Genomic DNA, 24,136 nt, shown 5'->3' with positions numbered 1-24,136 from the left:
CCCTCCCGACCAGCAAATCTTTACGTTTCTTTGGTGTTGCTTTACTGTTCTTTGCGCGGAGGGGAGTACTCCCAGCAACCAGCGGCGTACCCGTCAATACGGGCCGGACGTGACCGGTCCCGGGGCGCCGGCCGGCCGGCACATCCGGTGCCCGTCAGGTGGAGGAGACCTCCGGCCGATGTGTGCACGCGAGCCGGAGGATGAGCACGTGGATGTCTCCCTGACTGTCTGGGCACTGACGATCGTGGGCCTCTGCGCCCTCATCGCGGTCGACTTCTTCATAGGCGGCCGCAAGCCGCACGAGGTCTCCCTCAAGGAGGCCGGGGCCTGGACGACGGTCTGGATCGTCCTGGCCTGCATCTTCGGGGTGGGGCTGTGGCTCTTCGGGACGGGCGAGGCCTCCGGTGAGTTCTTCGCCGGATTCCTCACCGAGAAGTCGCTCAGCGTCGACAACCTCTTCGTCTTCGTCCTCATCATGACGAAGTTCGCCGTGCCTTCGATCTACCAGCAGCGCGTGCTGATGGTGGGCGTCCTGATCGCGCTGGTGCTCCGGGCGGTCTTCATCGCCGCCGGCGCCGCGATGATCTCGGCCTTCTCCTGGATCTTCTTCGTCTTCGGCGCGTTCCTCATCTGGACGGCCTGGAAGCTCATCCAGGAGGCCCGGCAGGACAACGAGGAGGAGTACGAGGAGAACCGCTTCCTGAAGATGGTGGAGCGGCGCTTCCCCTCGACCGACCAGTACCACGGCACCAAGCTCTTCATTGTCGAGAACGGCAAGCGGCTGATGACGCCGATGCTGATAGTGATGCTGGCCATCGGCTCGACGGACGTCCTCTTCGCGCTCGACTCCATCCCCGCGATCTTCGGCCTGACCCAGGACCCGTACATCGTCTTCACCGCCAACGCCTTCGCGCTCATGGGTCTGCGTCAGCTGTACTTCCTCATCGGCGGCCTGCTGCAGAAGCTGGTGCACCTGTCGTACGGGCTGTCGGTCATCCTCGGGTTCATCGGCGTCAAGCTCGTGCTCCATGCGCTGCACGAGTCCGGTGTGCATGTGCCGGAGATCAGCATTCCCGTCTCGCTGGGCGTCATCGGCGGAGTCCTTGTCGTCACGACCATCACGAGTCTCGCCGCGACGCGCGGCAAGAAGGACGTCGAGGTCTGAGCCGTGCCCGGCTCAAAGGCGCACCGGGCAGTACCCGGTGCGCCTCCCGGTCGGGCCGGTCGTCCCGGGGTCAGCGGGTGATCCTCACCTGCCTCTCCGTCCGCTCGCCGGCCACCTCGACGACGAGTGTGACGAGGCCGGGTCGGTGAGCGGTGAGCGTGCCGGTCCGCGGGTCGTACGAAGCGGAGCAGCGGACCTTCACGTCGTCCGCGGCGCTACGTCCGCCGGCGATGCAGAGGTTGCCGGAGCCGGACCAGTCCGCGCTCATCGGCCAGGCCACCGGCACCTTCCGTGCCGACTCGCCCTCTCCCTGTGTGACCGTGGCAGCGGCGCGGGCCGACTCACCGAGCGGCAGCCGCTCCGGCGCCTCCATCGTGAGGCCGTCCACGTGCGCGACGGTTTGTGCGGCGAGCCAGTCCCCGGCGTGCCGCGGTGCGTCCCGGTCCGCGCCCAGCAGTGACCAGCCCGTGAAGCCGCCGCGGGAGGCCGCAGTGGCGGGTGACTTACCGGAGTTGCCGTTGACCAGGTACGGAACGCCGTCGACCCGCGAGGCGTCGAAGGCGCCCGCGTGCGCTCCGACGAACGCCGCCCCCTTGCCGGTGCCGGTGCGGAAGTCGCCCAGCCAGTCCTCCAGCAGGTCGGCCTCCATTCGGTCGGTCAGCCGGCTCGCCTGCTGCCCTGTCGGGTCCCGGGGCGGCACGTGCTGCACGACGACCACGGACGAGACGGAAGGGTCGTGCTCCGCGTCGTCCAACTGCCGCCGCAATTCCTGGAGTTGTCCGTATCCGCCGCCGCGCACCGTCAGGGACGAGGTGTCGAGCGTGATGAACCGGGTGCCCTTGTGGTCGAACGTGCGCTGCGCCGGGCCGAATTCGGCGGTGAAGTTCGCGATGCTGCCGCCCATCACCTCGTGATTCCCCGGCACGTAGTACCAGTCGACGGCATTCCCCAGCTCCTCCTCCAGCACACGACGGGCGAAGCTCAGGTCCTCCTCCGACCCCTCGTCGACCAGATCACCGTTGACGATGACGAAGTCCGGTGCCGCCGCGCGGATCTCCCGGAGTGTGCGGCGTGCCTGCCGTACGGCGGCGCTGTCGGGATCGCGGGCCACGAACTGCGCGTCGGACATCACCGCGAAGCGCCAGTCGCGGCCCGCGACATCGGCAGCCGTCGAGATCAGCGGGTCGTGCGGGCGCTCGGTCTCCGGCAGGTCCACGTCGGGCGGAATCCGGGCCATCAGCTCGTCCAGGACGACCTCCCCGGTGTACTGCTCGGCGGGCCTGGTCTCGGCGAGGTAGAAACGGTGCAGCCGCAGCGGGTAGTTGACGCTCACGGGGACCTCGAAGGTGACCTGCTGCCAGCCCTCCTCGGTGAGGTGTGCACCCCGCAGCACCTGGTCGGTCCCGTTCGCGTCCTTCAGATGCAGCGAGGGCCACGCGCCCTTGCCGTCGCTCTTGATCCACATGGTGAAGCTCTGCGGCTGCCCGGGTACGGGCACCGCGTCCGGGGGAGTCGCGTACGCGGCGCGGGTGGCGGTGGAGCGGCTGAAGTCGTACGTCATTCTCAGCCCTGTGCCGTCCTTGCCGTCCGGGACGGCCGAGAGTGATCCCTCGGCACGGGCCGCGCTGAACTTCCACTCCGCGGCGTCGTCGAAGCCGGCGGTCCGCTCGTCGTGCAGACCGACCGTGACGGCGAGTTGCGTGGTGCGGCCCTTGACGTCGACGGTGACGATGCCGGACGCCGACTCCTGTCCGGGCCTCGCCTTCACGGTGAAGCCGCCGCGGGCCTCGTCCGGTGCGATGGAGAACAGCGAACGGTCGTACCGCAGGCGGGCGTCGGCCGGCTCCACGGGGGCGCTGGTGCCCTCGGCGTCGAAGCCGACGATGCCGAACGAGCCCTCGGCGCCGCCGTCGGCGAGCCCGACGCGTTCGCTGGTGGGGCGGATGCGGTCCAGTTCGCCGACGACGGACAGCTGAGCCGATCCCCGCGCGTGGCCCCGGTGTGCGGTGACCCGTGTCGTGCCCGTGCCGCGGGCGTGGAAGACACCCCGCTCGTCCACCCGTCCGACGCCGGGCCTGGCGGCCGACCAGTGAGGGGTGCCCTCGGCCGGGCCGTAGGACTCGTCGTAACCGGCGGCCGTCAACTTCCGTGTCAGGCCCTGGAAGACGCGGTCGGGGTGGCCGACGGGCATGTTGTCGGCCGTGGGCGCGGAGGCCGGGTCGGCGGCCGTCTCCACCCAGAAGTGCTTGAGCGCTCCGCTGCCCGCCGGGGAGGTCAGTGCCACGCCGTTGGGCACCTCACGCTCTTCTCCGTCGGACGGCGCGTTCTCCAACTGCAGTCCATCGGCGCCCGGTTCGCGCGCGAGGAGGGTGGAAGAGCCGCCACCGTCGAGGTTGAGGGCGTTGTGGGCGCCCAAGTCCTTCATCATCAGGGCGAGTTCGGTGAGGGTCACCCCGCCGGACGCCGCCTGGCGTCCGTCCACCGACATCACGTGCATCGTCGAGCCGTCCTTGGAGAAGCCGACGGCCGTGCGCGGTGCCGTCGCATTGTTCGGACGCCCCTCCCAGTTCTGGGGCTCTCCGTCCACGACGAGCAGGCCACGCCCGCCGGTCGCCGTGCGGGGGACGGGGCTGCCGTCGTCCGTCCGCACGTGGTACTCGAGCGAGACCCGGTCGCCCACCTTCAGTCCGTCGAGTGTCTTCGCACCGGTGTCCCGGCCGACCAGAGCTGTGGTGCCCTCGGCGATCGGGCCACTGCCGGGCTCGTCGAGGACGCGGCTGACCCGGCCGTGCCGCACGAGCACCTCGGCGGATTCGGGGTCGCTGTCGGTGGTGAGGGCCCGGTCGGCCTTGCCCCAGCGGGAGTTGTACGCGCCGATGCCGTCCTCGGGGACGTTGGCGGCGTTGTAGGCGGCCAGCGGCTGCTTGCCGCCGGGAAGGGTGAGGGTCCCCTCGAAGTAGAGCGAGAGGATCCGGCCCGCCGCGTCCGGGCCGAGGCCGAGGGCATCGCTGTTGCCGGCGGCGGGGGAGTGGGTGGCCCTGCCGTTGCGCACGCCGGGGCCGAGCGGCGCCCCGGTCTCGTCGATGTCGAAGAAGTCGGCGTTGAAGGCCGCGACGGTACGGCGGCCCTTTCCCGGGTCGTGGTTCTCGGCCTGTTCGCTGAGCGGTTGACGGGTGGAGACCTCGCCGCTGGAGAGGTAGTCCGCGCGGGTGCCGCCGTCGCTGCCGCCTCCGAGATCCACGCTGAGGGCGTCCGCCCGCAGCCACTTGTCCGACTCCAGCCGCTGGAAGGACGTGAGCCGGGCACCGGGTGCGACCGGCCGGCTGGTGCGGGAGAGCTCCATGCCGTCGCCGTCGGGAATGCCCGCCGGAGCGGCAGTTGTCGCTGCGGTCCGTGCTGCCGCCGCCTGGGCCGGGCCGGGACCTGCGGTCACGGACGGAGCGGGAGCGGAGGCGGGGGCCGCGTTCGCCGCAGCCGGCTGAACGGCCGTCAGAAACGAAAGAGCGGTCACTGCGGGAAGCAGTGACCGCGCGAGGACCCTTCTGCGTACGTTTACTCGTATCACAACATCCCCTGTAAACACGGGTGTTCCATGCGCTTCTGCGCACAGCGCCGCAAAGCGTCCCAGCGGCGGACGGGCCGCACCAGACGCCGGCAGGAAATTCGAACAACTGGTGTAAACCACCAACTCGCGTTCTTTCAGGTTCAGTTGAGAGAAGAACAAGACCGCGGCGTCCGGTCCGCGGTGCTCCGCCGGGGGCTTCCCCGGCCCTGCCGCACGGTGCGAAGCCGTACGGGACGACGGGCGGCGGCTGGGGTGCAGCGCGGTGAGCGAGGTGGACAGGCCCGCGCCGCTGCCGAGCGCGACGACCTTCGCTGCGCCGAGCGGCGCCGCGCGGCTCACCGAACGGTGCGGACCGATCCCGGCTCGACACATGCCGATATGGGCATATGATGGATCCATGGCACGAGCAGCGACGACGTCGGACGTCTTCAACGCGATCGCCGAGCCGCAGCGCCGGGAGATCCTGGTGCTGCTGCGGGCGGGTGAGCGGCCGGTGACCGAGCTGGCGCGGGAGCTGAGGATGACCCAGCCGCGGGCGTCCAAACACCTGCGGGTACTCCGAGAGGTCGGGTTGGTGCGGGACCGCAGGGCCGGCAAGCAGCGGCTCTACGGCCTCGACGCCCGCGGGCTGCGGCCGGTCCACGAGTGGACCGGCGGGTTCGAGCGGTTCTGGAACGAGAGCTTCGACCGGCTGGAGGAGTACGTGCAGGACCTGAAGCAGGCAAGGCAGGAGGAGTAGCTGATGAGCGAGGCGGGAAGAGGGGCGCCGGAGTCCACGACGGCCGGCCGCGAGATCGTCATCTCCCGGGTGATCGACGCCCCGAGGGAGCTGGTGTTCGAGGCGTTCACCGAGGTGCGGCACCTGTCGCGGTGGTGGGGGCCGGCGGGGTTCACCACCACCACGCGGGCGTTCGAGTTCCGCGTCGGCGGGGAGTGGGACTTCGTGATGCACGGGCCGGACGGGACCGACTACACCGAATGGATTTCCTGGACCGAGATCACCCCGCCGGAGCGGATCGCGCTGCTCCACGGCGAGCGGCGGGGCGACCCGAAAGCCTTCGAGTCGGTCCTGACGTTCGCACTCGACGGTGCGGCGACCCGGATCGAGATGCGCACGGTCTTCCCCACCGAGGAGCAGCGGGACGAGGCGGTCGAGAAGTACCACGCGGTCGAGGGCGGCCGGCAGACCCTGAGCAGCCTGGCCGGCTACGTCACCGAGATCGCCCGGAAGGGAGCGCAGGACTGATGGCCGGGAAGGTGTTCTTCAGCGTCTCGATGTCCCTGGACGGATTCATCGCGCCCGAGTCCCCGGAGGAGCTGATGGGACGGCAGTGGATGGAACTGCAGCAGTGGCTCTTCCCGCTGCGGTTCGTCCGGGAGAACCTGAAGCTCGGCGAGGGCGGCGAGGAGGGGCGCGACAACGACATCGTGCGGGAGACGTTCGAGCGCACCGGCGCGAGCGTGATGGGCAAGCGCATGTTCGACGCCGGTGAGCAGGCATGGCCGGAGGAGGCACCGTTCCGCACGCCCGTCTTCGTCGTGACCCACGAGCAGCGCGAACCCTGGGAGCGGCCGGGCGGAACCACCTTCCACTTCGTCAACGACGGCATCGAGTCCGCGCTCGACCAGGCCCGCGAGGCCGCCGGCGACCGCGATGTCCGCATCGCGGGCGGCGGCGCGACGATCCTGGAGTACCTGAACGCCGGCCTGATCGACGAGTTCTCCATCGCGCTGTCGCCCGTGCTGTTCGGTTCCGGAATCCCATTGTTCGAGGGCGTGGACGCGGGCCGCGTGGCCCTCGAGCCGGTCCGCGCAGAGCCCTCCCCGAGGGTGACGCACCTGACCTACGCCGTCCGGCAGCGTTAGGCGGACGGCGGGCGAGACGGCGCCGCGCGAACTTCAGGTGTGACGCCTGCGTCGCGCGGGTGCGGCGTCCTACCGCTTCTTCTTCGGCGCCCGCTTCCGCGCGCCGGTGCCGCTGCTGCCCCCGGAGGCGGACTTGTGCGTCGCCGCCGGCGATGCGTCGCTCACCCGCTCACCCAGCACGTCCCGCAGGAACTTCCCCGTGTGGCTCGCAGGAACCGCCGCCACCTGTTCCGGGGAGCCCTCGGCGACCACCAGGCCACCGCCGTACCCGCCCTCGGGGCCCATGTCCACGACCCAGTCCGCGGTCTTGATGACGTCCAGGTTGTGCTCGATGACGATGACCGTGTTGCCCTTGTCGACCAGCCCGTCCAGTACGGAGATGAGCTTGCGGATGTCCTCGAAGTGCAGGCCCGTCGTGGGCTCGTCGAGCACGTACACGGTGCGACCCGTGGAGCGCTTCTGCAGCTCGCTGGCCAGCTTCACGCGCTGCGCCTCGCCGCCGGAGAGCGTCGGGGCGGGCTGCCCGAGCCGTACGTAACCCAGCCCCACGTCGTTGAGCGTCCGCAGATGGCGGGCGATGGCGGGCACCGCCGCGAAGAACTCGGTCGCCTGCTCGATGGGCATCTCCAGCACCTCGGAGATGTTCTTGCCCTTGTAGTGGACCTCCAGCGTCTCGCGGTTGTAGCGCGCGCCGTGGCAGACCTCGCACGGGACGAACACGTCCGGAAGGAAGTTCATCTCGATCTTGATCGTGCCGTCGCCGGAGCAGTTCTCGCACCGCCCGCCCTTGACGTTGAAGGAGAAGCGCCCCGGCTGGTAGCCGCGTACCTTCGCCTCCGTGGTCTCCGCGAAGAGCCGGCGCACATGGTCGAAGACCCCTGTGTACGTCGCCGGGTTGGAGCGCGGGGTGCGGCCGATGGGCGACTGGTCGACGTGCACGACCTTGTCCACCAGGTCGTCGCCGTCGACGCGGGTGTGCCGGCCGGGCACCGACTTGGCGTTGTTCAGCTCCCGGGCAAGGTGGGTGTAGAGGATGTCGTTGACGAGGGTCGACTTGCCCGAGCCCGAGACGCCGGTCACCGCCGTGAGCACGCCGAGCGGGAAGGCCACGTCGATGTCGCGGAGGTTGTTCTCACGTGCGCCGCGCACCGTCAGCTGCCGCCCGGGATCGGCCGGCCTGCGCGTCTGCGGCAGTGGAATGCTCTTCCTCCCGGCAAGGTAGTCGCCGGTGACGGAGTCGGACGTCTCCAGCAGCTCCTTCATCGGACCGCTGTGCACGACCTTGCCGCCGTGCTCGCCCGCGCCGGGGCCGATGTCCACGACCCAGTCGGAGGCCTTGATGGTGTCCTCGTCGTGCTCGACGACGATCAGCGTGTTGCCCAGGTCCCGCAGCCGCACCAGCGTCTCGATCAGCCGGTGGTTGTCGCGCTGGTGCAGCCCGATCGACGGTTCGTCCAGCACGTACAGCACACCCACCAGACCCGAACCGATCTGCGTGGCAAGGCGGATGCGCTGTGCCTCGCCGCCGGAGAGCGTCCCGGCGGCGCGGTTGAGGGTGAGGTAGTCGAGGCCGACGTCGACGAGGAAGCGCAGTCGCTCGTTGACCTCCTTCAGGACCCGCTCGGCGATCTTCTTGTCCCTGTCGCTGAGGGTCATCTCCCGCAGGAAGTCGGCGCATTCGCTGATCGACATCGCCGAGATCTCGGCGATCGACTTCCCCTGCATCGTCACCGCGAGCACGATCGGCTTGAGCCGCGTGCCCTCACAGGTGGGGCAGGGCACCTCGCGCATGTACCCCTCGAAGCGCTCCCGGCTGCTGTCGGTCTCCGCCTCCTGGTGCCGCCGCTTGACGAAGGGCACGACGCCCTCGAACGCCGTGGTGTAGGCCCGCTCCCGCCCGTACCGGTTGCGGTAGCGCACCTCGATCTGCGTCTTGTGTCCGTGCAGGAGCGCCTTCTTGGCCCGCTGCGGCAGCCCGGCCCACGGGATGTCCGTGCGGAAGCCGAGGGCGTCCGCGAGCGCACCGGTGAGGCGGCCGAAGTAGTCCCGCGTGTGCCCGTGCGACCAGGGGTGCAGGGCACCCTCGTCGAGCGACTTCTCCTCGTCCGGGACGATCAGCTCGGGGTCGACCTCCATGCGCGTGCCGATGCCGGTGCAGTCCGGGCAGGCGCCGAAGGGGGAGTTGAAGGAGAAGGTGCGCGGCTCGAGCTCCTCGAACGACAGGTCGTCGTACGGGCAGTAGAGGTGCTCGGAGAACATCCGCTCGCGCTGCGGGTCGTCCTCGTCCAGGTCGACGAAGTCGAGGATGACCATCCCTCCGGAGAGGCCGAGCGCCGTCTCGACGGAGTCCGTCAGCCGGCGCTTCGCGCTCTCCTTCACGGTGAGGCGGTCGACGACGACCTCGATCGTGTGCTTCTCCTGCTTCTTCAGCTTCGGCGGTTCGGAGAGCTGGACCGTCTGTCCGTCGACGCGTGCCCTGCTGTAGCCCTTGGTCTGAAGCTCGTTGAAGAGATCGACGTACTCGCCCTTGCGCTCGCGCACCAGCGGAGAGAGCACCTGGAAGCGGCTGCCCGGCTCCAGGCCAAGCACCCGGTCGACGATGGCCTGCGGTGACTGGCGTGCGATGGGCCGGCCGCACTCCGGGCAGTGCGGCTTGCCGATGCGGGCGAAGAGCAGCCGGAGGTAGTCGTAGACCTCGGTGATCGTGCCGACCGTCGAGCGCGGGTTGCGCGAGGTCGACTTCTGGTCGATGGAGACCGCGGGGGAGAGACCTTCGATGAAGTCCACATCCGGCTTGTCCATCTGGCCGAGGAACTGCCGGGCGTATGCGGACAGCGACTCGACGTAGCGGCGCTGGCCCTCGGCGAAGATCGTGTCGAAGGCGAGGGAGGACTTGCCCGACCCCGACAGACCGGTGAAGACGATGAGCGAGTCGCGCGGAAGGTCGACCGAGACATTCCGGAGATTGTGCTCGCGAGCGCCACGGACAAGAAGACGGTCAGAGGCCACGCCGGTTGGCACCTTTCGTGTGAGAAGCAGGGTGCCCCGACTGCGCAGGAGCCCCCCGCTCAAGACTAGAGGCGGTGCCGCCCGAGTGTGTCCGGACAGGGCAGGTACCGCCCTCAGAGCTTATAGTACGTGCATTCGATTCTGGTCCTCCCCTGTGGGCATTTCCGCAGTCCGCGCCGTCTTCCACCCGAAGGAGTGGCACGGCTAGCTTGGGGATCATGACCCAGCCAGCGAACCCCGCCGCATCCGTTCCCGACCCCGCCGCCGACGCCGCCGCCCTGCGCGCCGCCACCAGCCGGCTGCTCGCGGCCGTCGAGCAGCTCGACGATGCCACCGCGTCCAAGCCCTCGCTGCTTCCCGGCTGGACCCGCGGCCATGTGCTGGCCCATGTCGCCCGCAACGCGGACGCTCTGCTCAACACGCTGGCCGCGCGGCCCATGTACGCGAGCGCAGAGAGCCGCGACGCCGACATCGAGCGGGACGCCCACCGGAGCGTCGCCGAACACCTCGTCGACCTGCGCGAGAGCGCGGCCCGTCTCGACGGCGCCTTCGGCGCACAGCGCGACTCCGACTGGGAACGGACCGTGGCGCTGCGTAACGGTGTGACGGACCACGCGTATTCCCTGCCCTTCCGCCGCTGGATCGAGGTGGAGCTCCACCACGTCGACCTCGGCGTCGGTTACGCCGTGGACGATCTGCCCGCGACGTTCATCGAGCGTGAACTGGCCACCATGGCGCGGCGCTTCGCCGGACACCCCGGGATCGCCGAACCGGTCGAACTCCGCACGGAGGACGGCGTCGTCTGGCACACGGGCGCACCCGGCGGCGACTCCGCCAAGCCGCTGGTCGTCGCCGGCAGCCCGACCGACCTCGTCGCCTGGCTCACCGGCCGCAGCACCGGCTCCGGGCTCTCCGCGAGCGCCCCGCTGCCCGCGCTGCCGGCTCTCTAGCGCGCCGGGGCGGGGCCGGGGCGGCCCTGCCCCGCTCTGCGCCGCACACCCCATGTCCCCGTATCCGCCACGCCTCCGCTCTGGCGCCCGCCCGCGGGGCACGGCCTAGGGTGTCCCCATGGCTTACACCGGAGAGGTGCAGGTCGGGGGACCTGCCGACGTGCACGAGCTGACCGACTTGATGATCTCCAAGGTCGCGGTCGGCCCCATGAACAACAACGCCTACCTGCTGCGCTGCCGCAGAACCGGGGAACAGCTGCTGATCGACGCGGCCAACGAGCCGGAGACACTGCTCGAACTCATCGGTTCCGACGGCATCGCCTCCGTCGTCACCACCCACCGGCACGGCGACCACTGGCAGGCCCTCGCCCCCGTCGTCGAGGGAACGGGCGCCCGCACCTACGCGGGCCGCCACGACGCCGATGGGATTCCTGTCGGCACCGACGTGCTCGTCGAGGACGGAGACACGGTGCGCGTCGGCGAGGTCGGGCTGACGGCCCGTCACCTGGTCGGCCACACGCCCGGCTCCATCGCCCTCGTCTACGACGACCCGCACGGGCATCCGCATCTGTTCACCGGCGACTGCCTCTTCCCGGGCGGCGTCGGCAACACCCATGACGACCCGGAGGCGTTCGCGAGTCTGCTGAACGACGTCGAGACCAAGCTCTTCGCCCAACTCCCGGACGAGACCTGGGTCTACCCCGGTCACGGAGGCGACACGACGCTCGGTGCCGAGCGCCCCCACCTCGGCGAATGGCGCGAGCGCGGCTGGTGACGGGGCGGGCCCGGCCTTGACGCGGCGGCAGAAGCGCCGGAACGCGGTCGGAAGGGGCCGCCCTCCCCGGAATCCGGGAGGGCGGCCCCTTCCGGCGTTCCCGGGCCGGCTCCCGGGCCGGCTCCCGGGCCGGCTCCCGGGCCCGGTCTCCGGGCCCGGTCTCCGGGCCCGGTCTCCGGGCCCGGTCTCCGGGCCCGGTCTCCGGGCCCGGTCTCCGGGCCCGGGCGTGAGGGGCCCGCGGCCGGAGGTGAGGCGAGGCGCTGTCACCGTACGGACGTAGGCTGTGCTGCATGGCAGACCCCTCCAGCTACCGCCCCGAACCGGGCGAGATCCCGGACTCACCGGGGGTCTACCGGTTCCGGGACGAGCACGGCCGCGTGATCTACGTAGGGAAGGCCAAGAGCCTGCGCCAGCGGCTCGCGAACTACTTCCAGGACCTCGCCGGTCTGCACGTGCGCACCCGCACCATGGTCACCACGGCCGCGTCGGTGGAGTGGACGGTGGTCTCCACCGAGGTCGAGGCGCTCCAGCTGGAGTACTCCTGGATCAAGGAGTTCGCCCCGCGGTTCAACGTCAAGTACCGCGACGACAAGAGCTATCCGTCCCTCGCCGTCACCCTCAACGAGGAGTATCCGCGGGTCCAGGTGATGCGCGGTCCGAAGAAGAAGGGCGTTCGCTACTTCGGTCCGTACGCACACGCCTGGGCGATCCGCGAGACCGTCGACCTGATGCTGCGTGCGTTTCCCGTACGCACCTGCTCCGCCGGTGTCTTCAAGCGCTCCGCCCAGATCGGCCGCCCCTGCCTTCTCGGGTACATCGGCAAGTGCGCAGCGCCCTGCGTCGGACGGGTCAGCGCCGAGGAGCACCGCCAACTCGCCGAGGAGTTCTGCGACTTCGTCGCCGGGCACACCGGCTCCTACCTGCGCCGCCTGGAACGGGAGATGACGCAGGCGTCCGAGGAGATGGAGTACGAGAGGGCCGCGCGGCTGCGTGACGACATGGACGCCCTGAAGCGCGCCATGGAGAAGAGCGCCGTCGTCCTCACCGACGCCACCGACGCCGACCTCATCGCCGTCGCCGAGGACGAACTGGAGGCGGCGGTCCAGATCTTCCACGTGCGCGGCGGACGCGTGCGGGGCCAGCGCGGCTGGGTCACGGACAAGGTCGAGGAGATCGGCACACCCGAACTGGTCGAGCACGCGCTCCAGCAGCTCTACGGGGAGGAGAGCGGCGAGGGCGTCCCCAAGGAAGTGCTGGTTCCCGCGCTGCCCGACCCGCCGGAACCGGCCGCCCAGTGGCTCGGCGGGCGTCGCGGCAGCGCAGTCAGCCTGCGCGTACCGCAGCGCGGCGACAAGCGCGCCCTGATGGAGACAGTCGCACGCAACGCCCAGCAGGCCCTCGCCCTGCACAAGACCAAACGCGCCTCGGACCTCACGACGCGCTCGCGGGCGCTGGAGGAGATCGCCGAGAACCTCGGCCTCGACTCGGCGCCGCTGCGCATCGAGTGCTTCGACATCTCCCACTTCCAGGGCGACGACGTGGTCGCGTCCATGGTCGTCTTCGAGGACGGCCTCGCCCGCAAGAGCGAGTACCGCCGCTTCCAGATCAGGTCCGTCGCCGGCCAGGACGACGTCCGCTCGATGCACGAAGTGGTCAGCCGCCGCTTCCGCCGCTACCTCCAGGAGAAGCGGCGCACGGGGGAGTGGGGCGGCGACGGCGACGGCTCCGCGGAGGGCGAGGGCCCCGAGCCCGCCGAGGGGCAGGCGTCCCCGGAGCCCGGGGAGCGGGGAGCGGAGGCCGCCGGCACCGCGGGGCGCGACGAGGACGGCAGGCCGAAGAAGTTCGCCTACCCTCCCCAGCTCATCGTCGTGGACGGCGGCCGCCCGCAGGTCGCCGCCGCGCGCAGCGCCATGGACGAGCTGGGCATCGACGACGTCGCCGTCTGCGGGCTGGCCAAGCGGCTCGAAGAGGTCTGGCTGCCGGGCGAGGAGGACCCCGTCGTGCTGCCACGTACGAGTGAGGGCCTCTATCTCCTGCAGCGGGTCCGCGACGAGGCGCACCGTTTCGCGATCAGATATCAGCGCAGCAAACGCTCGAAGACGATGAAGGCCAGCCCGCTCGACGCGGTTCCCGGCCTCGGGGCGTCCCGCAAGCAGGCACTGCTGAAGCACTTCGGCTCCCTGAAGCGGCTCCGGGCGGCGCGCGTGGAGGAGATCTGCGAGGTGCCGGGGGTGGGCCGCAAGACGGCGGAGGCGGTGGCCGCGGCGCTCGCCACGAAGTCGTCCGGGGCGGCGGCCGTGAACACGGCGACCGGTGAGATCGTTGAAGAAGAGTGAGCCACGAGGCCGGGGGGCGAACAGCATGAACGGTCAGCAGGAACAGGAACACGGCAGAGACGCCCGTCAGGAGGCGGAGCCGGCACGGCCGAGTCCGGCCGCGGACACGGATGCGGCTGCCCCGGCGGGACCGCAGAGCGCGACGGCGCCGGGCACGGCCGGGGACGCAGAGGCGGGCATGGAGACGGTGACGGGCACCGACGCGGCGGTCGAAGCCGTGATCCCCGAACTTGTGATCATCTCCGGGATGTCGGGCGCGGGCCGCAGCACCGCGGCCAAGTGCCTGGAGGATCTCGGCTGGTTCGTCGTCGACAACCTGCCGCCCGAGCTGATCCCCACGATGGTCGACCTGGGCGCACGCTCGCAGGGCAACGTCGCGCGCATCGCCGTCGTCGTCGACGTGCGTGGCCGGCGCTTCTTCGACAACCTCAGGCAGTCCCTGGCGGACCTGGCGAAGCGGCAGGTCAAGCGCCGCATCGTCTATCTGGAGGCGAGCGACGAGGCGCTGGTGCGGCGTTTCGAGTCGGTGCGCCGCCCCCATCCGCTCCAGGGCGACGGCAGGATCGTCGACGGCATCGCCGCCGAGCGCGACCTGCTGCGGGAGCTGCGCGGCGACGCCGACCTGGTCATCGACACCTCCGGCCTCAACGTCCACGAGCTGAGGGCCAAGCTCGACGCCCGTTTCGCTGGCGAGGAGGAGCCCGAACTCCGCGCCACGGTGATGTCTTTCGGGTACAAGTACGGGCTCCCGGTTGACGCCGATCTCGTCGCCGACTGCCGCTTCCTCCCCAACCCCCACTGGGTTCCGGAGCTGCGCCCCTACAACGGCACCAGCCCTCAGGTCTCGGAGTACGTCTTCGACCAGCCGGGCGCAAAGGAGTTCCTCGACCGGTACGCCGAACTGCTCCAGCTCATCGCCGCGGGCTACCGCAGGGAGGGCAAGCGTTACGTCACCGTCGCGATCGGCTGCACCGGCGGCAAACACCGCAGCGTCGCCGTCTCGGAGCAGCTGGCGCGCCGGCTCTCCGGCGCCGGCGTGGAGACCGTGGTGGTACACCGCGACATGGGACGTGAATGAGGACGTGAGAAGCGCGAATGCCTCGTAGGACCATCCGGCTGCGGCGTCCGGTGGGCACGCGCGCGGCACAGCGCGGCACCCAGCCGAAGGTCGTCGCGCTCGGCGGCGGCGCGGGCCTGTCCGCCTCGCTCACCGCGCTGCGCCGCATCACAGGGGACCTCACCGCCGTCGTCACCGTCGCCGACGACGGCGGCTCCAGCGGCCGGCTCCGTGACGAGCTCGGAGTGCTGCCCCCCGGCGACCTGCGCAAGGCGCTCGCGGCGCTGTGCGGCGACGACGAGTGGGGCCGTACCTGGGCGGAGGTCATCCAGCACCGCTTCGTCAGCCGCGGCGACATGCACGACCACGCCGTGGGCAACCTCTTGATCGTCGCCCTCTGGGAGCAGCTCGGCGACCATGTCCAGGCCCTCGACCTGGTGGGCAAGCTGCTCGGGGCGCACGGGCGCGTGCTGCCGATGTCCGCCGTCCCGCTGGAACTCCAGGCGCTGGTGCGCGGCCACGACCCCGAGCGCCCCGACGAGGTCTCGACCGTGTGCGGGCAGGCCAACGTCGCGCTCACCCGTGGCGAGGTGCAGCAGGTGCATCTCGTCCCGCACGACCCGCCCGCCGTGTCCGAGGCCGTCAAGGCCGTGCTGGACGCCGACTGGGTCGTCCTCGGCCCCGGCTCCTGGTTCTCGTCGGTCATTCCGCATCTGCTCGTTCCGGAACTGCTCGACGCGCTGACGCAGACCAAGGCCCGCAAGGTCCTTTCGTTGAACCTCGCTCCGCAGCCCGGAGAAACGGAAGGCTTCTCCCCGCAGCGTCATTTGGACGTTTTGGCCCGACACGCCCCTAAACTCGCCTTCGACGTGGTGCTGGCCGACGAGAACGCTGTTCCCGACCGGGACTCCTTGTGTCAGGCCGCCGAGCGGCTCGGAGCGACGGCTCAGCTGTCACCGGTCGCGGCGGCAGGAGGCGCCTCCCCGGGCGAAGGCCCCGCGGGAGGCGCAGCCAGGCACGATCCGGAGCTGCTGGCCGCCGCGTACGACCGTATTTTTCGGATGCATGGAAGGATCGGCCCATGGCGATGACGGCTGCGGTGAAGGACGAGATCTCCCGGCTTCCCGTCACCCGGACCTGCTGCCGGAAGTCCGAGGTCTCGTCGATCCTGCGGTTTGCGGGCGGCCTGCACCTGGTGAGCGGGCGGATCGTGATCGAAGCGGAACTCGATACGGGCATCGCTGCCCGCCGCCTGCGCAAGGACGTTCTGGAGATTTTCGGGCACAGCTCCGACCTGGTGGTGATGGCGCCGGGCGGGCTCCGGCGCGGGAGCCGCTACGTCGTACGCGTCGTGGCCGGGGGTGACCAGCTCGCGCGGCAGACGGGACTCGTGGACAGCCGCGGCCGCCCGATCCGCGGTCTTCCGCCGCAGGTGGTCTCGGGGGCCACCTGCGACGCGGAGGCCGCCTGGCGCGGCGCGTTCCTCGCACACGGATCGCTGACCGAGCCGGGCCGCAGCTCCTCGCTGGAGGTGACCTGCCCCGGGCCCGAGGCCGCGCTGGCCCTGGTCGGCGCCGCACGCAGGCTCCAGATCGCGGCGAAGGCGCGGGAGGTGCGCGGCGTGGACCGCGTCGTCGTCCGCGACGGTGACGCCATCGGCGCGCTGCTGACCCGGCTGGGCGCCCACGAGTCGGTGCTGGCCTGGGAGGAGCGGCGCATGCGCCGCGAGGTCCGCGCCACCGCGAACCGCCTCGCCAACTTCGACGACGCCAACCTGCGCCGCTCCGCGCGTGCGGCCGTCGCCGCGGGAGCGCGCGTGCAGCGTGCGCTGGAGATCCTCGCCGACGACGTGCCCGAGCACCTGGCCGCCGCCGGCCGGCTGCGCATGGACCACAAGCAGGCGTCGCTGGAGGAGCTGGGCGCGCTGGCCGATCCGCCGCTGACGAAGGACGCCGTGGCGGGCCGTATCCGCCGGCTGCTGGCGATGGCCGACAAGCGGGCCCAGGACCTGGGCATTCCGGGGACGGAGACGAGCCTCACGGAGGAGATGGTCGGCTGACCTCCCCCGCGGCCCTCCGGGCCCGGGGAGGGGACCCCATCCCGGGCCTGCCCGTGCCCGGGGCCTCCCCGTTCGGGACCCGTTCGGGATCCGTTCAGGACCCGGTTCCATCCGTCCCCCGGGCCGCGGGCTCCGGGGGACGGTCGTGGCTCCGGGCCCCGGGTGGCCGATGTCACCATGAAGTCCGGGGCGCGGTAGGGTCGGGAACCGGTCGGGGACATCCCATACACCTTTGCCGGTGTCCGTACCGGCGTACCAACGAGGAGATCGGTTCGTGACGATCCGCGTAGGCATCAACGGCTTCGGCCGCATCGGTCGCAACTACTTCCGCGCGCTGCTCGAGCAGGGGGCGGACATCGAGATCGTCGGTGTCAACGACCTGACCGACAACGCGACCCTGGTGCACCTGCTGAAGTACGACAGCATTCTGGGGCGCCTCAAGCAGCAGGTCAGCCACACCGACGACACCATCACGGTGGGCAGCCAGACCTTCAAGACGATGGCGGAGCGTGACCCGGCCCAGCTGCCCTGGGGCGAGCTGGGTGCCGACATCGTCATCGAGTCCACCGGCATCTTCACCAAGCGCGACGACGCGGCCAAGCACCTGGCCGCCGGCGCGAAGAAGGTCCTCATCTCGGCTCCGGCCAAGGAAGAGGACATCACCGTGGTCATGGGCGTCAACGAGGACAACTACGACCCCGCGAAGCACCACGTCATCTCCAACGCCTCCTGCACCACGAACTGCGTGGCGCCGATGGCGAAGGTCGCCGACGAGAACTTCGGCATCGTCAAGGGCATGATGACGACGGTCCACGCCTACACCAACGACCAGCGCATCCTGGACTTCCCGCACAAGGACCTGCGCCGCGCCCGCGCCGCCGCCGAGAACATCATCCCGACCTCGACCGGCGCCGCGAAGGCCACTGCCCTCGTCCTTCCGCACCTCAAGGGCAAGCTGGACGGCATCGCCATGCGCGTTCCGGTGCCCACGGGCTCCGTCACCGACCTCGTCCTGGAGCTGGACCGCGAGGCCAGCAAGGACGAGATCAACGCCGCCTTCCAGAAGGCCGGCGAAGGCCAGCTGAAGGGCATCCTGGAGTACACCGAGGACCCGATCGTCTCCTCCGACATCGTCAACTGGCCCGCGTCCTGCACGTTCGACGCGTCGCTGACGATGGTCCAGGGCAAGCAGGCCAAGATCGTCGGCTGGTACGACAACGAGTGGGGCTACTCCAACCGTCTCGTCGACCTGACCACCTTCGTCGGCGACAAGCTCTGAGCGTTCCCTCCGGGGAAGCCGATCAGCGCCGGGGAAGTGGCAGACCGTGGCAGGGCTCGCAGGGCGCGATGACGCGCCCTGCGAGCCCTGACCCATGCGGCCGCCCGGCGGGACACCGAGGGCCTGAACTCCAAGGAGAACACCAGCAAGCATGAAGACGATCGACGAACTCATCGCCGGGGGAGTGGCCGGCAAGCGGGTCTTCGTCCGCGCAGACCTGAACGTCCCGCTGGACGGGGCCGCCTCTGTCGAAGAGCGGGCCATCACCGACGACGGCCGTATCAGGGCCGCCGTCCCCACCATCCGCAAGCTGGCCGACGCGGGCGCCCGCGTCGTCGTCGCCTCGCACCTGGGCCGGCCCAAGGGGGCGCCCGACCCGCAGTTCTCACTCGCGCCGGTGGCGAAGAGGCTGGGTGAACTGCTGAGCACCGACGTCGCGTTCGCGTCCGACACCGTCGGCGACAGCGCCAGGGCCGCGGTGGGGTCGAGCGCCGACGGAGACGTGACGCTCCTGGAGAACCTCCGCTTCAACCCGGGAGAGACCAGCAAGGACGACGCCGAGCGTGCCGCCTTCGCCGGTGAACTCGCCGCACTCGCGGACCTCTACGTCGGCGACGGCTTCGGCGCCGTGCACCGCAGGCACGCCTCCGTCTACGACCTTCCGGCACGCCTTCCGCACGCGGCGGGCGGCCTCATCGCCACCGAGGTCGGTGTGCTGAAGAAGCTCACCGACGACGTGAAGCGGCCGTACGCGGTCGTCCTCGGCGGGGCGAAGGTCTCCGACAAGCTCGGCGTCATCGAACACCTGCTGCAGAAGGCCGACCGCATCCTCATCGGAGGCGGCATGGCCTACACGTTCCTCAAGGCCCAGGGGCACGAGGTCGGCAGCTCGCTGCTCCAGGAGGACCAGATCCCCGCGGTCAAGGGCTATCTGGAGCAGGCGGAGAAGCTGGGTGTGGAGTTCGTGCTGCCGGTGGACGTGCTGGCCGCCGAGAGCTTCCCCGACCTCAAGACGAAGGCGGCGGCCTCGCCGTCCACGGTCCCCGTCAGCGCCATCCCGGCCGGTCTGATGGGCCTGGACATCGGTCCGGAGACCGGTGAGCTCTACGCCGCGAAGCTCGCCGACGCCGCGACCGTCTTCTGGAACGGTCCGATGGGCGTCTTCGAGCACCCCGACTACGCCGAGGGCACCAGGGCCGTCGCACAGGCGCTGCTGGACAGCGGGTCCTTCAACGTCGTCGGCGGTGGCGACAGCGCTGCCGCCGTCCGGCTGCTCGGCTTCGACGAGGACGCATTCGGCCACATCTCGACCGGCGGCGGTGCCAGCCTGGAGTACCTCGAGGGCAAGACGCTGCCCGGTCTCGCCGCGCTGGAGAACTCGTGAACGACGCGCGTGCCGCTCAGCCGCGGGCGGCACTGTCGACACCTCTGGGCCGCTCGGCCGGCCGTGACAAGAGCCGCTGCCGCGGCGGAGTGAACAATGGAGGACTGACCCCGTGACCACCCGCACCCCGCTGATGGCGGGCAATTGGAAGATGAACCTCAACCACCTCGAGGCCATCGCCCACGTCCAGAAGCTCGCCTTCGCGCTGAACGACAAGGACCACGCGGCCGTCGAGGTCGCCGTCCTGCCGCCCTACACCGATCTGCGCTCCGTGCAGACTCTGGTCGACGGAGACAAGCTGAAGATCAAGTACGGTGCGCAGGACCTCTCGGCCCACGCCTCCGGGGCGTACACCGGCGAGATCTCCGGCGCGATGCTCGCCAAGCTGAAGTGCTCGTTCGTCACGGTCGGCCACTCCGAGCGCCGCCAGTACCACGGCGAGGACGAGCCCCTGGTCAACGCCAAGGTGAAGGCCGCCTTCGAGAACGACCTGACGCCGATCCTGTGCGTCGGCGAGGAACTCGCCGTGCGCGAGGCGGGCAACCATGTCTCGCACACGCTGGCCCAGGTCGACGGCGCGCTCAAGGACGTCCCCGCCGACCAGGCCGCCACGCTCGTGATCGCCTACGAGCCGGTCTGGGCCATCGGCACCGGCAAGACCTGCGGCGCCGAGGACGCGCAGGAGGTCTGCGGCGCCATCCGCACCCGCGTCGCCGAACTGTACGGGCAGGAAGTCGCCGACGCGGTCCGTATCCAGTACGGCGGTTCCGTGAAGTCCGGCAACGTCGCCCAGATCATGGCGCAGCCCGACATCGACGGCGCGCTGGTGGGCGGTGCCTCGCTGGACGCGGACGAGTTCGTCAAGATCGTGCGCTTCCGCGACCAGTGACGGTGACACGGCCCCGCAGGGCGGTGGCGCGTAGCCCGAAAGGGCAGGCGTATGACGGCGGGCCGTGACCCGTCGTACGCTGTGCGGGAGCCGGGCCCGTGTCCGGCTCCCGCACATGTGAAGTCTTTCCCGCGAAGTCCGAGAGAGTTGGTCCAGCCGTGATCATGGGGTTCTCCATCGCCCTCATCGTCTTCAGTTTCCTGTTGGCGCTGCTGGTTCTGATGCACAAGGGGAAGGGCGGCGGCCTCTCCGACATGTTCGGCGGCGGCATGCAGTCGTCCGTCGGCGGATCGTCGGTCGCCGAGCGCAACCTGGACCGGCTGACCGTCGTGGTCGGGCTGGTCTGGTTCGCGATCATCGTCGTGCTCGGTCTGCTGATGAAGCTGCAGAGCTGACACTCCCGGCCGAGCCGCGGGTGCGCCGTCGTTGCGCTGTCATCTGCCGCCCTCGGGGCCCGGCGTGCGGCCGGGCCCCGAGGGCGTCCCGGGCTTTGCAAGAGCAGCCGCAAGTCGCCGAACCCGGCCTATCATGAGGCTCGCGTCCGGAGCCGACGCAGTAACTCCGGTGACTGGACGTGCGTTGGGCCCTACGTACACTAGGGCGCCCGCAACGGAGTCATCGTCGATGTTCCGCGGCACCGCGAGGCAGGGAGTTGGACCGTGGCAAGTGGCAACGCGATCCGGGGAAGCCGGGTGGGGGCGGGGCCGATGGGAGAGGCCGAGCGAGGCGATTCCGCCCCCCGGCTCCGCATCTCCTTCTGGTGTTCCAACGGACACGAGACGCAGCCCAGCTTCGCCAGCGACGCGCAGATCCCCGAGACCTGGGACTGCCCCCGTTGCGGCTTCCCCGCCGGCAAGGACGAGGAGAACCCCCCGGACCCGCCGCGCACCGAACCGTACAAGACCCACCTCGCGTACGTGCGTGAGCGGCGCAGCGACGAGGACGGCGAGGCGATTCTCGCCGAGGCCCTCGCCAAGCTCCGCGGCGAGATCTGACGGTCACCACGCGGGGCCGTGCCGTGCCTCGGGCCGCGTCCTGACCGGCGGTCCGGCTGCCCTACGCGGAACGTTCCGGCCGTCCTTCGCGAAGCGGTCCGAACGACGGCTCGTGCGCCCTTCGACGGGCATCCGCTGCTCCGCCGCGCTCTCGTCCCGCCCATCCCGTCCTGCCTGTTGCCCGGGTCTTTCACGTGTCGCCACCGGGCCGCACCCTGCGGTGCACACGGCCGGGTTGCGCGTCAATTAGGTTGGGGCGCGGCCTATTCAGGACGAGGAAAAGGTGACGACCGCCGATGAACGCAGCACGCCGCACCCGGCTCGATCAGCTGCCCGAGTGGCACGCGCTGGCCAAGCACCGTGAGGAGTTCGGCGACACACATCTGCGCACGCTCTTCGCCGACGACCCCGGCCGGGCCGAACGGTTCGGCGTGCAGGTCGGCGATCTCCACCTCGACTACTCCAAGCACCTCGTGACGGACCAGACGCTGCGGCTGCTGCGGGAACTGGCCGCCGCGTCGGGGGTGGCGGAGCTGCGCGAGGCGATGTTCAGCGGCGAGCGGATCAACGTCACCGAGGACCGCGCCGTCCTCCACACCGCGCTGCGCACCCCCGCCGCCGCCCGCGTCCGGCTCGACGGCGAGGACGTCGTGCAGAAGGTGCACGCGGTGCTGGCGAAGATGGCCCTCTTCGCCAACAAGGTCCGCAGCGGCCACTGGACGGGGCACACCGGCAAGCGCATCAGGACCGTCGTCAACATCGGCATCGGCGGCTCCGACCTGGGCCCGAAGATGGCCTACGAGGCGCTGCGCCCGTACACCCGGCGTGACCTGGACTTCCGCTTCGTCTCGAACGTGGACGGCGCCGACCTGCACGAGGCCGTGCACGACCTGGACCCGGCGGAGACCCTGTTCGTGGTCGCCTCGAAGACCTTCACCACCATCGAGACCATCACCAACGCGACCGCTGCACGCCGCTGGCTGCTCGCCGGGCTGGGCGCGGAAGAGGACGCCGTCGCAAAGCACTTCGTCGCGGTCTCGACGAACGCCGGAACGGTCTCCGAGTTCGGAATCGACACGGAGAACATGTTCGAATTCTGGGACTGGGTCGGCGGGCGCTACTCGTTCGACTCGGCCATCGGGCTCTCTCTCATGGTCGCCATCGGGCCCGACCACTTCAACGAGATGCTGGCCGGCTTCCACTGCGTCGACGAACACTTCCGCGAGGCGCCCCCGGAGGCCAACGGGCCCTTGCTGATGGGCCTGTTGGGCATCTGGTACAACAACTTCTTCGATGCGCAGTCGCACGCGGTGCTGCCCTACAGCCACTACTTCTCGCAGTTCACCGCCTATCTCCAGCAGCTGGACATGGAGTCCGACGGCAAGTCCACCGACCGTCAGGGCCGCCCCGTCAACTGGCAGACGGGCCCTGTCGTCTGGGGCACTCCCGGCACCAACGGCCAGCACGCCTACTACCAACTGCTGCACCAGGGCACCAAGATGGTTCCCGCCGACCTCATCGGCATCGCGCGCCCCGCCCCCGGCCTCGGCGAACTCGCAGGTCAGCACGACTTGTTGATGGCGAACCTGTTCGCGCAGGGGCAGGCTCTGGCCTTCGGCAAGAGCGAGGAGGAGGTGCGGGCGGAGGGTGTTGTGGAGGAGCAGGTGCCGCACCGCACGTTCCCCGGCAACCGTCCGACGACCACGATCCTCGCCGAGGAGTTGTCGCCGTCCGTTCTGGGGCAGCTCGTCGCGCTGTACGAGCACAAGGTGTTCGTCCAGGGTGCGGTGTGGGACATCGACAGCTTCGACCAGTGGGGTGTGGAGCTGGGCAAGGTCCTCGCCAAGCGGCTGGAGCCGGCGCTGACGGACGGCGCGGACGTCGCGGGCCTGGACGCCTCGACCTCGTCCCTCGTGGAGCGCTACCGCCGCCTGCGCGGCCGCTGATCGCTCTTGGACCCGGGACCATGCCGCGAGGAGCAGGGGCCCGGGTCCAGGCGAACCGGGGCCTGGTCCGGGTGACCGGCAGTCGAGCCGGAGATCGCGTAACCGACCTCATTCCAGGGACGGTTCAACTCGACAGACGCAGCTGCTGTGGGCGGCAGCAGACGTCAGCCGGCTCTCGCGCGGCACAGGTCGCATGAGGGCAAGGTCGACCAGGCAATCTGCACGCCCTGCAAGGGAACGGACACGCGGAGGTCGGATCGTTGGCGGCAGCGAAGAAGCCCTCAACTCCCAAGCCCGGGCCGCCGCGCAAGGAGCGCTGGTTCCAGCCCCGCCGCTCGGCTTATTCGTGGGAGCAGGACGGCCTCGACCACATCCGGCAATTGATGCCGAAGACCGAGCCGTACAGGGCCTGCGCGAGTTTCTCCTTCACCGCTGCTTCCGGAGGACCAACGAGTGCGACCTGTTCATCGCAGTCCCAGGAGGCCTGTATCTCCTGGAGCTCAAGGGACACCCGGGCCGGGTCGTCAACCACGGTGACACCTGGCAGTTCCACGACGACCGCATCCGGACGCTGAAGAACCCCCTTCGCCTCACCGACCTGAAGTGCAAGGAGCTCAAGGACCAACTGCAGCGTGCCGCACGGGACATGGGTGAGGACCCACGGCGCGTCCCGTTCATCAGGCCCGCTGTCTTCCTGCACGCTCCGGGGCTGGTCAGCGGACTTGACGAGTTTCAGCGGATCAACGTCTTCGGACGCAACTTGAAGTCACATACAGCGTGACTCGACGCCGCCGCTCTGCCTCCTTCTCAACTCAGAAGAGACAGAGCCACCAAGCAGGCAACACAGGATACGACCATCCC

General features: G+C 70.1%; 19 protein-coding genes. 17 read left to right on the top strand and 2 right to left on the bottom strand.

Annotated elements, in window-relative coordinates; translation table 11 throughout:
* Positions 1 to 208: 208 nt before the first annotated feature.
* On the top strand, positions 209 to 1,165 hold the full coding sequence (locus tag H180DRAFT_RS08720; protein WP_055485617.1) for a TerC family protein: 957 nt from the start codon (positions 209 to 211) through the stop codon (positions 1,163 to 1,165).
* Positions 1,166 to 1,235: 70 nt separating this feature from the next.
* Here the strand turns inward: H180DRAFT_RS08720 and H180DRAFT_RS08715 are convergent, their stop codons facing one another.
* Positions 1,236 to 4,508 (bottom strand): phosphodiester glycosidase family protein, encoded by a 3,273-nt coding sequence (locus H180DRAFT_RS08715; RefSeq protein WP_254665951.1) that lies wholly within the window; start codon positions 4,506 to 4,508, stop codon positions 1,236 to 1,238.
* A gap of 619 nt (positions 4,509 to 5,127) precedes the next feature.
* Here H180DRAFT_RS08715 and H180DRAFT_RS08710 point away from each other — a divergent pair.
* From H180DRAFT_RS08710 to H180DRAFT_RS08700, 3 genes are read left to right on the top strand one after another with little or no spacing between them, the layout of a single operon-like run.
* A complete protein-coding gene (locus H180DRAFT_RS08710; RefSeq protein WP_055485418.1) occupies positions 5,128 to 5,469 on the top strand; it encodes an ArsR/SmtB family transcription factor in 342 nt (113 codons plus the stop codon).
* A 3-nt stretch (positions 5,470 to 5,472) separates the two neighbouring features.
* Positions 5,473 to 5,976 (top strand): SRPBCC family protein, encoded by a 504-nt coding sequence (locus H180DRAFT_RS08705; protein WP_055485417.1) that lies wholly within the window; start codon positions 5,473 to 5,475, stop codon positions 5,974 to 5,976.
* Positions 5,976 to 6,596, top strand: coding sequence for a dihydrofolate reductase family protein (locus H180DRAFT_RS08700; protein ID WP_055485416.1), 621 nt, complete (start codon positions 5,976 to 5,978; stop codon positions 6,594 to 6,596). The genes H180DRAFT_RS08705 and H180DRAFT_RS08700 overlap by 1 nt, the downstream gene beginning before the upstream one ends.
* Before the next feature lie 69 nt (positions 6,597 to 6,665).
* Here H180DRAFT_RS08700 and uvrA read toward each other — a convergent pair whose 3' ends face one another.
* Positions 6,666 to 9,605, bottom strand: a complete 2,940-nt coding sequence (gene uvrA, locus H180DRAFT_RS08695; RefSeq protein WP_055485415.1) for an excinuclease ABC subunit UvrA — start codon at positions 9,603 to 9,605, stop codon at positions 6,666 to 6,668.
* 218 nt (positions 9,606 to 9,823) lie between these two features.
* Between uvrA and H180DRAFT_RS08690 the strand changes: the two genes are divergently transcribed.
* The 13 genes from H180DRAFT_RS08690 to H180DRAFT_RS08630 all read left to right on the top strand — a co-directional run bounded on the left by H180DRAFT_RS08690 (position 9,824) and on the right by H180DRAFT_RS08630 (position 24,056).
* On the top strand, positions 9,824 to 10,555 hold the full coding sequence (locus H180DRAFT_RS08690; RefSeq protein ID WP_055485414.1) for a maleylpyruvate isomerase family mycothiol-dependent enzyme: 732 nt from the start codon (positions 9,824 to 9,826) through the stop codon (positions 10,553 to 10,555).
* Positions 10,556 to 10,673: 118 nt separating this feature from the next.
* Positions 10,674 to 11,330 carry an MBL fold metallo-hydrolase gene (locus H180DRAFT_RS08685; protein ID WP_055485413.1) on the top strand — a complete coding sequence of 219 codons (657 nt, stop codon included), beginning with the start codon at positions 10,674 to 10,676 and terminating at the stop codon, positions 11,328 to 11,330.
* 290 nt (positions 11,331 to 11,620) lie between these two features.
* Positions 11,621 to 13,666, top strand: coding sequence for an excinuclease ABC subunit UvrC (gene uvrC / locus H180DRAFT_RS08680; protein WP_055485412.1), 2,046 nt, complete (start codon positions 11,621 to 11,623; stop codon positions 13,664 to 13,666).
* Between the two features lie 178 nt (positions 13,667 to 13,844).
* A complete protein-coding gene (rapZ, locus tag H180DRAFT_RS08675; RefSeq protein WP_055485615.1) occupies positions 13,845 to 14,744 on the top strand; it encodes an RNase adapter RapZ in 900 nt (299 codons plus the stop codon).
* A 17-nt stretch (positions 14,745 to 14,761) separates the two neighbouring features.
* On the top strand, positions 14,762 to 15,814 hold the full coding sequence (gene yvcK / locus H180DRAFT_RS08670; RefSeq protein ID WP_055485411.1) for a gluconeogenesis factor YvcK family protein: 1,053 nt from the start codon (positions 14,762 to 14,764) through the stop codon (positions 15,812 to 15,814).
* Positions 15,805 to 16,782 carry a DNA-binding protein WhiA gene (gene whiA, locus H180DRAFT_RS08665; RefSeq protein ID WP_045864271.1) on the top strand — a complete coding sequence of 326 codons (978 nt, stop codon included), beginning with the start codon at positions 15,805 to 15,807 and terminating at the stop codon, positions 16,780 to 16,782. The genes yvcK and whiA overlap by 10 nt, the downstream gene beginning before the upstream one ends.
* A gap of 274 nt (positions 16,783 to 17,056) precedes the next feature.
* The gene (gene gap / locus H180DRAFT_RS08660) at positions 17,057 to 18,061 is read left to right on the top strand and encodes a type I glyceraldehyde-3-phosphate dehydrogenase (protein WP_055485410.1); all 1,005 of its coding nucleotides are present in this window, start codon (positions 17,057 to 17,059) and stop codon (positions 18,059 to 18,061) included.
* A 151-nt stretch (positions 18,062 to 18,212) separates the two neighbouring features.
* Positions 18,213 to 19,445, top strand: coding sequence for a phosphoglycerate kinase (gene pgk / locus H180DRAFT_RS08655; protein ID WP_055485409.1), 1,233 nt, complete (start codon positions 18,213 to 18,215; stop codon positions 19,443 to 19,445).
* A gap of 112 nt (positions 19,446 to 19,557) precedes the next feature.
* Positions 19,558 to 20,334 (top strand): triose-phosphate isomerase, encoded by a 777-nt coding sequence (gene tpiA / locus H180DRAFT_RS08650; RefSeq protein WP_055485408.1) that lies wholly within the window; start codon positions 19,558 to 19,560, stop codon positions 20,332 to 20,334.
* 164 nt (positions 20,335 to 20,498) lie between these two features.
* Positions 20,499 to 20,729: a preprotein translocase subunit SecG gene (gene secG, locus H180DRAFT_RS08645; protein ID WP_055485614.1), complete on the top strand. Its 231-nt coding sequence runs from the start codon at positions 20,499 to 20,501 to the stop codon at positions 20,727 to 20,729.
* A gap of 264 nt (positions 20,730 to 20,993) precedes the next feature.
* Complete coding sequence (locus H180DRAFT_RS08640) at positions 20,994 to 21,329, top strand: RNA polymerase-binding protein RbpA (protein ID WP_074466699.1); 336 nt, start codon at positions 20,994 to 20,996, stop codon at positions 21,327 to 21,329.
* 296 nt (positions 21,330 to 21,625) lie between these two features.
* Entirely contained in the window at positions 21,626 to 23,275 is a 1,650-nt protein-coding gene (pgi, locus tag H180DRAFT_RS08635; RefSeq protein WP_055485406.1) for a glucose-6-phosphate isomerase, read from the top strand.
* A 346-nt stretch (positions 23,276 to 23,621) separates the two neighbouring features.
* A complete protein-coding gene (locus H180DRAFT_RS08630; protein WP_055485405.1) occupies positions 23,622 to 24,056 on the top strand; it encodes a nuclease-related domain-containing protein in 435 nt (144 codons plus the stop codon).
* The last annotated feature ends 80 nt before the right edge of the window (positions 24,057 to 24,136 follow it).

Origin of the sequence: Streptomyces sp. WMMB 322, assembly GCF_900090145.1 — a bacterium.
In the GTDB taxonomy this organism is placed as follows: Bacteria; Actinomycetota; Actinomycetes; order Streptomycetales; family Streptomycetaceae; genus Streptomyces.
This window is presented reverse-complemented; position numbering and strand designations above follow the sequence as displayed.

What these genes read in the sequence shown, in the direction of transcription:
- H180DRAFT_RS08715 (WP_254665951.1), bottom strand. Translation starts at nt 4,508, where the DNA reads ATGGAGCTCTCCCGCACCAGCCGGCCGGTCGCACCCGGTGCCCGGCTC.
- H180DRAFT_RS08710 (WP_055485418.1), top strand. Translation starts at nt 5,128, where the DNA reads ATGGCACGAGCAGCGACGACGTCGGACGTCTTCAACGCGATCGCCGAG.
- H180DRAFT_RS08705 (WP_055485417.1), top strand. Translation starts at nt 5,473, where the DNA reads ATGAGCGAGGCGGGAAGAGGGGCGCCGGAGTCCACGACGGCCGGCCGC.
- H180DRAFT_RS08700 (WP_055485416.1), top strand. Translation starts at nt 5,976, where the DNA reads ATGGCCGGGAAGGTGTTCTTCAGCGTCTCGATGTCCCTGGACGGATTC.
- H180DRAFT_RS08690 (WP_055485414.1), top strand. Translation starts at nt 9,824, where the DNA reads ATGACCCAGCCAGCGAACCCCGCCGCATCCGTTCCCGACCCCGCCGCC.
- H180DRAFT_RS08685 (WP_055485413.1), top strand. Translation starts at nt 10,674, where the DNA reads ATGGCTTACACCGGAGAGGTGCAGGTCGGGGGACCTGCCGACGTGCAC.
- uvrC (WP_055485412.1), top strand. Translation starts at nt 11,621, where the DNA reads ATGGCAGACCCCTCCAGCTACCGCCCCGAACCGGGCGAGATCCCGGAC.
- rapZ (WP_055485615.1), top strand. Translation starts at nt 13,845, where the DNA reads ATGGAGACGGTGACGGGCACCGACGCGGCGGTCGAAGCCGTGATCCCC.
- yvcK (WP_055485411.1), top strand. Translation starts at nt 14,762, where the DNA reads ATGCCTCGTAGGACCATCCGGCTGCGGCGTCCGGTGGGCACGCGCGCG.
- whiA (WP_045864271.1), top strand. Translation starts at nt 15,805, where the DNA reads ATGGCGATGACGGCTGCGGTGAAGGACGAGATCTCCCGGCTTCCCGTC.
- pgk (WP_055485409.1), top strand. Translation starts at nt 18,213, where the DNA reads ATGAAGACGATCGACGAACTCATCGCCGGGGGAGTGGCCGGCAAGCGG.
- secG (WP_055485614.1), top strand. Translation starts at nt 20,499, where the DNA reads ATGGGGTTCTCCATCGCCCTCATCGTCTTCAGTTTCCTGTTGGCGCTG.
- pgi (WP_055485406.1), top strand. Translation starts at nt 21,626, where the DNA reads ATGAACGCAGCACGCCGCACCCGGCTCGATCAGCTGCCCGAGTGGCAC.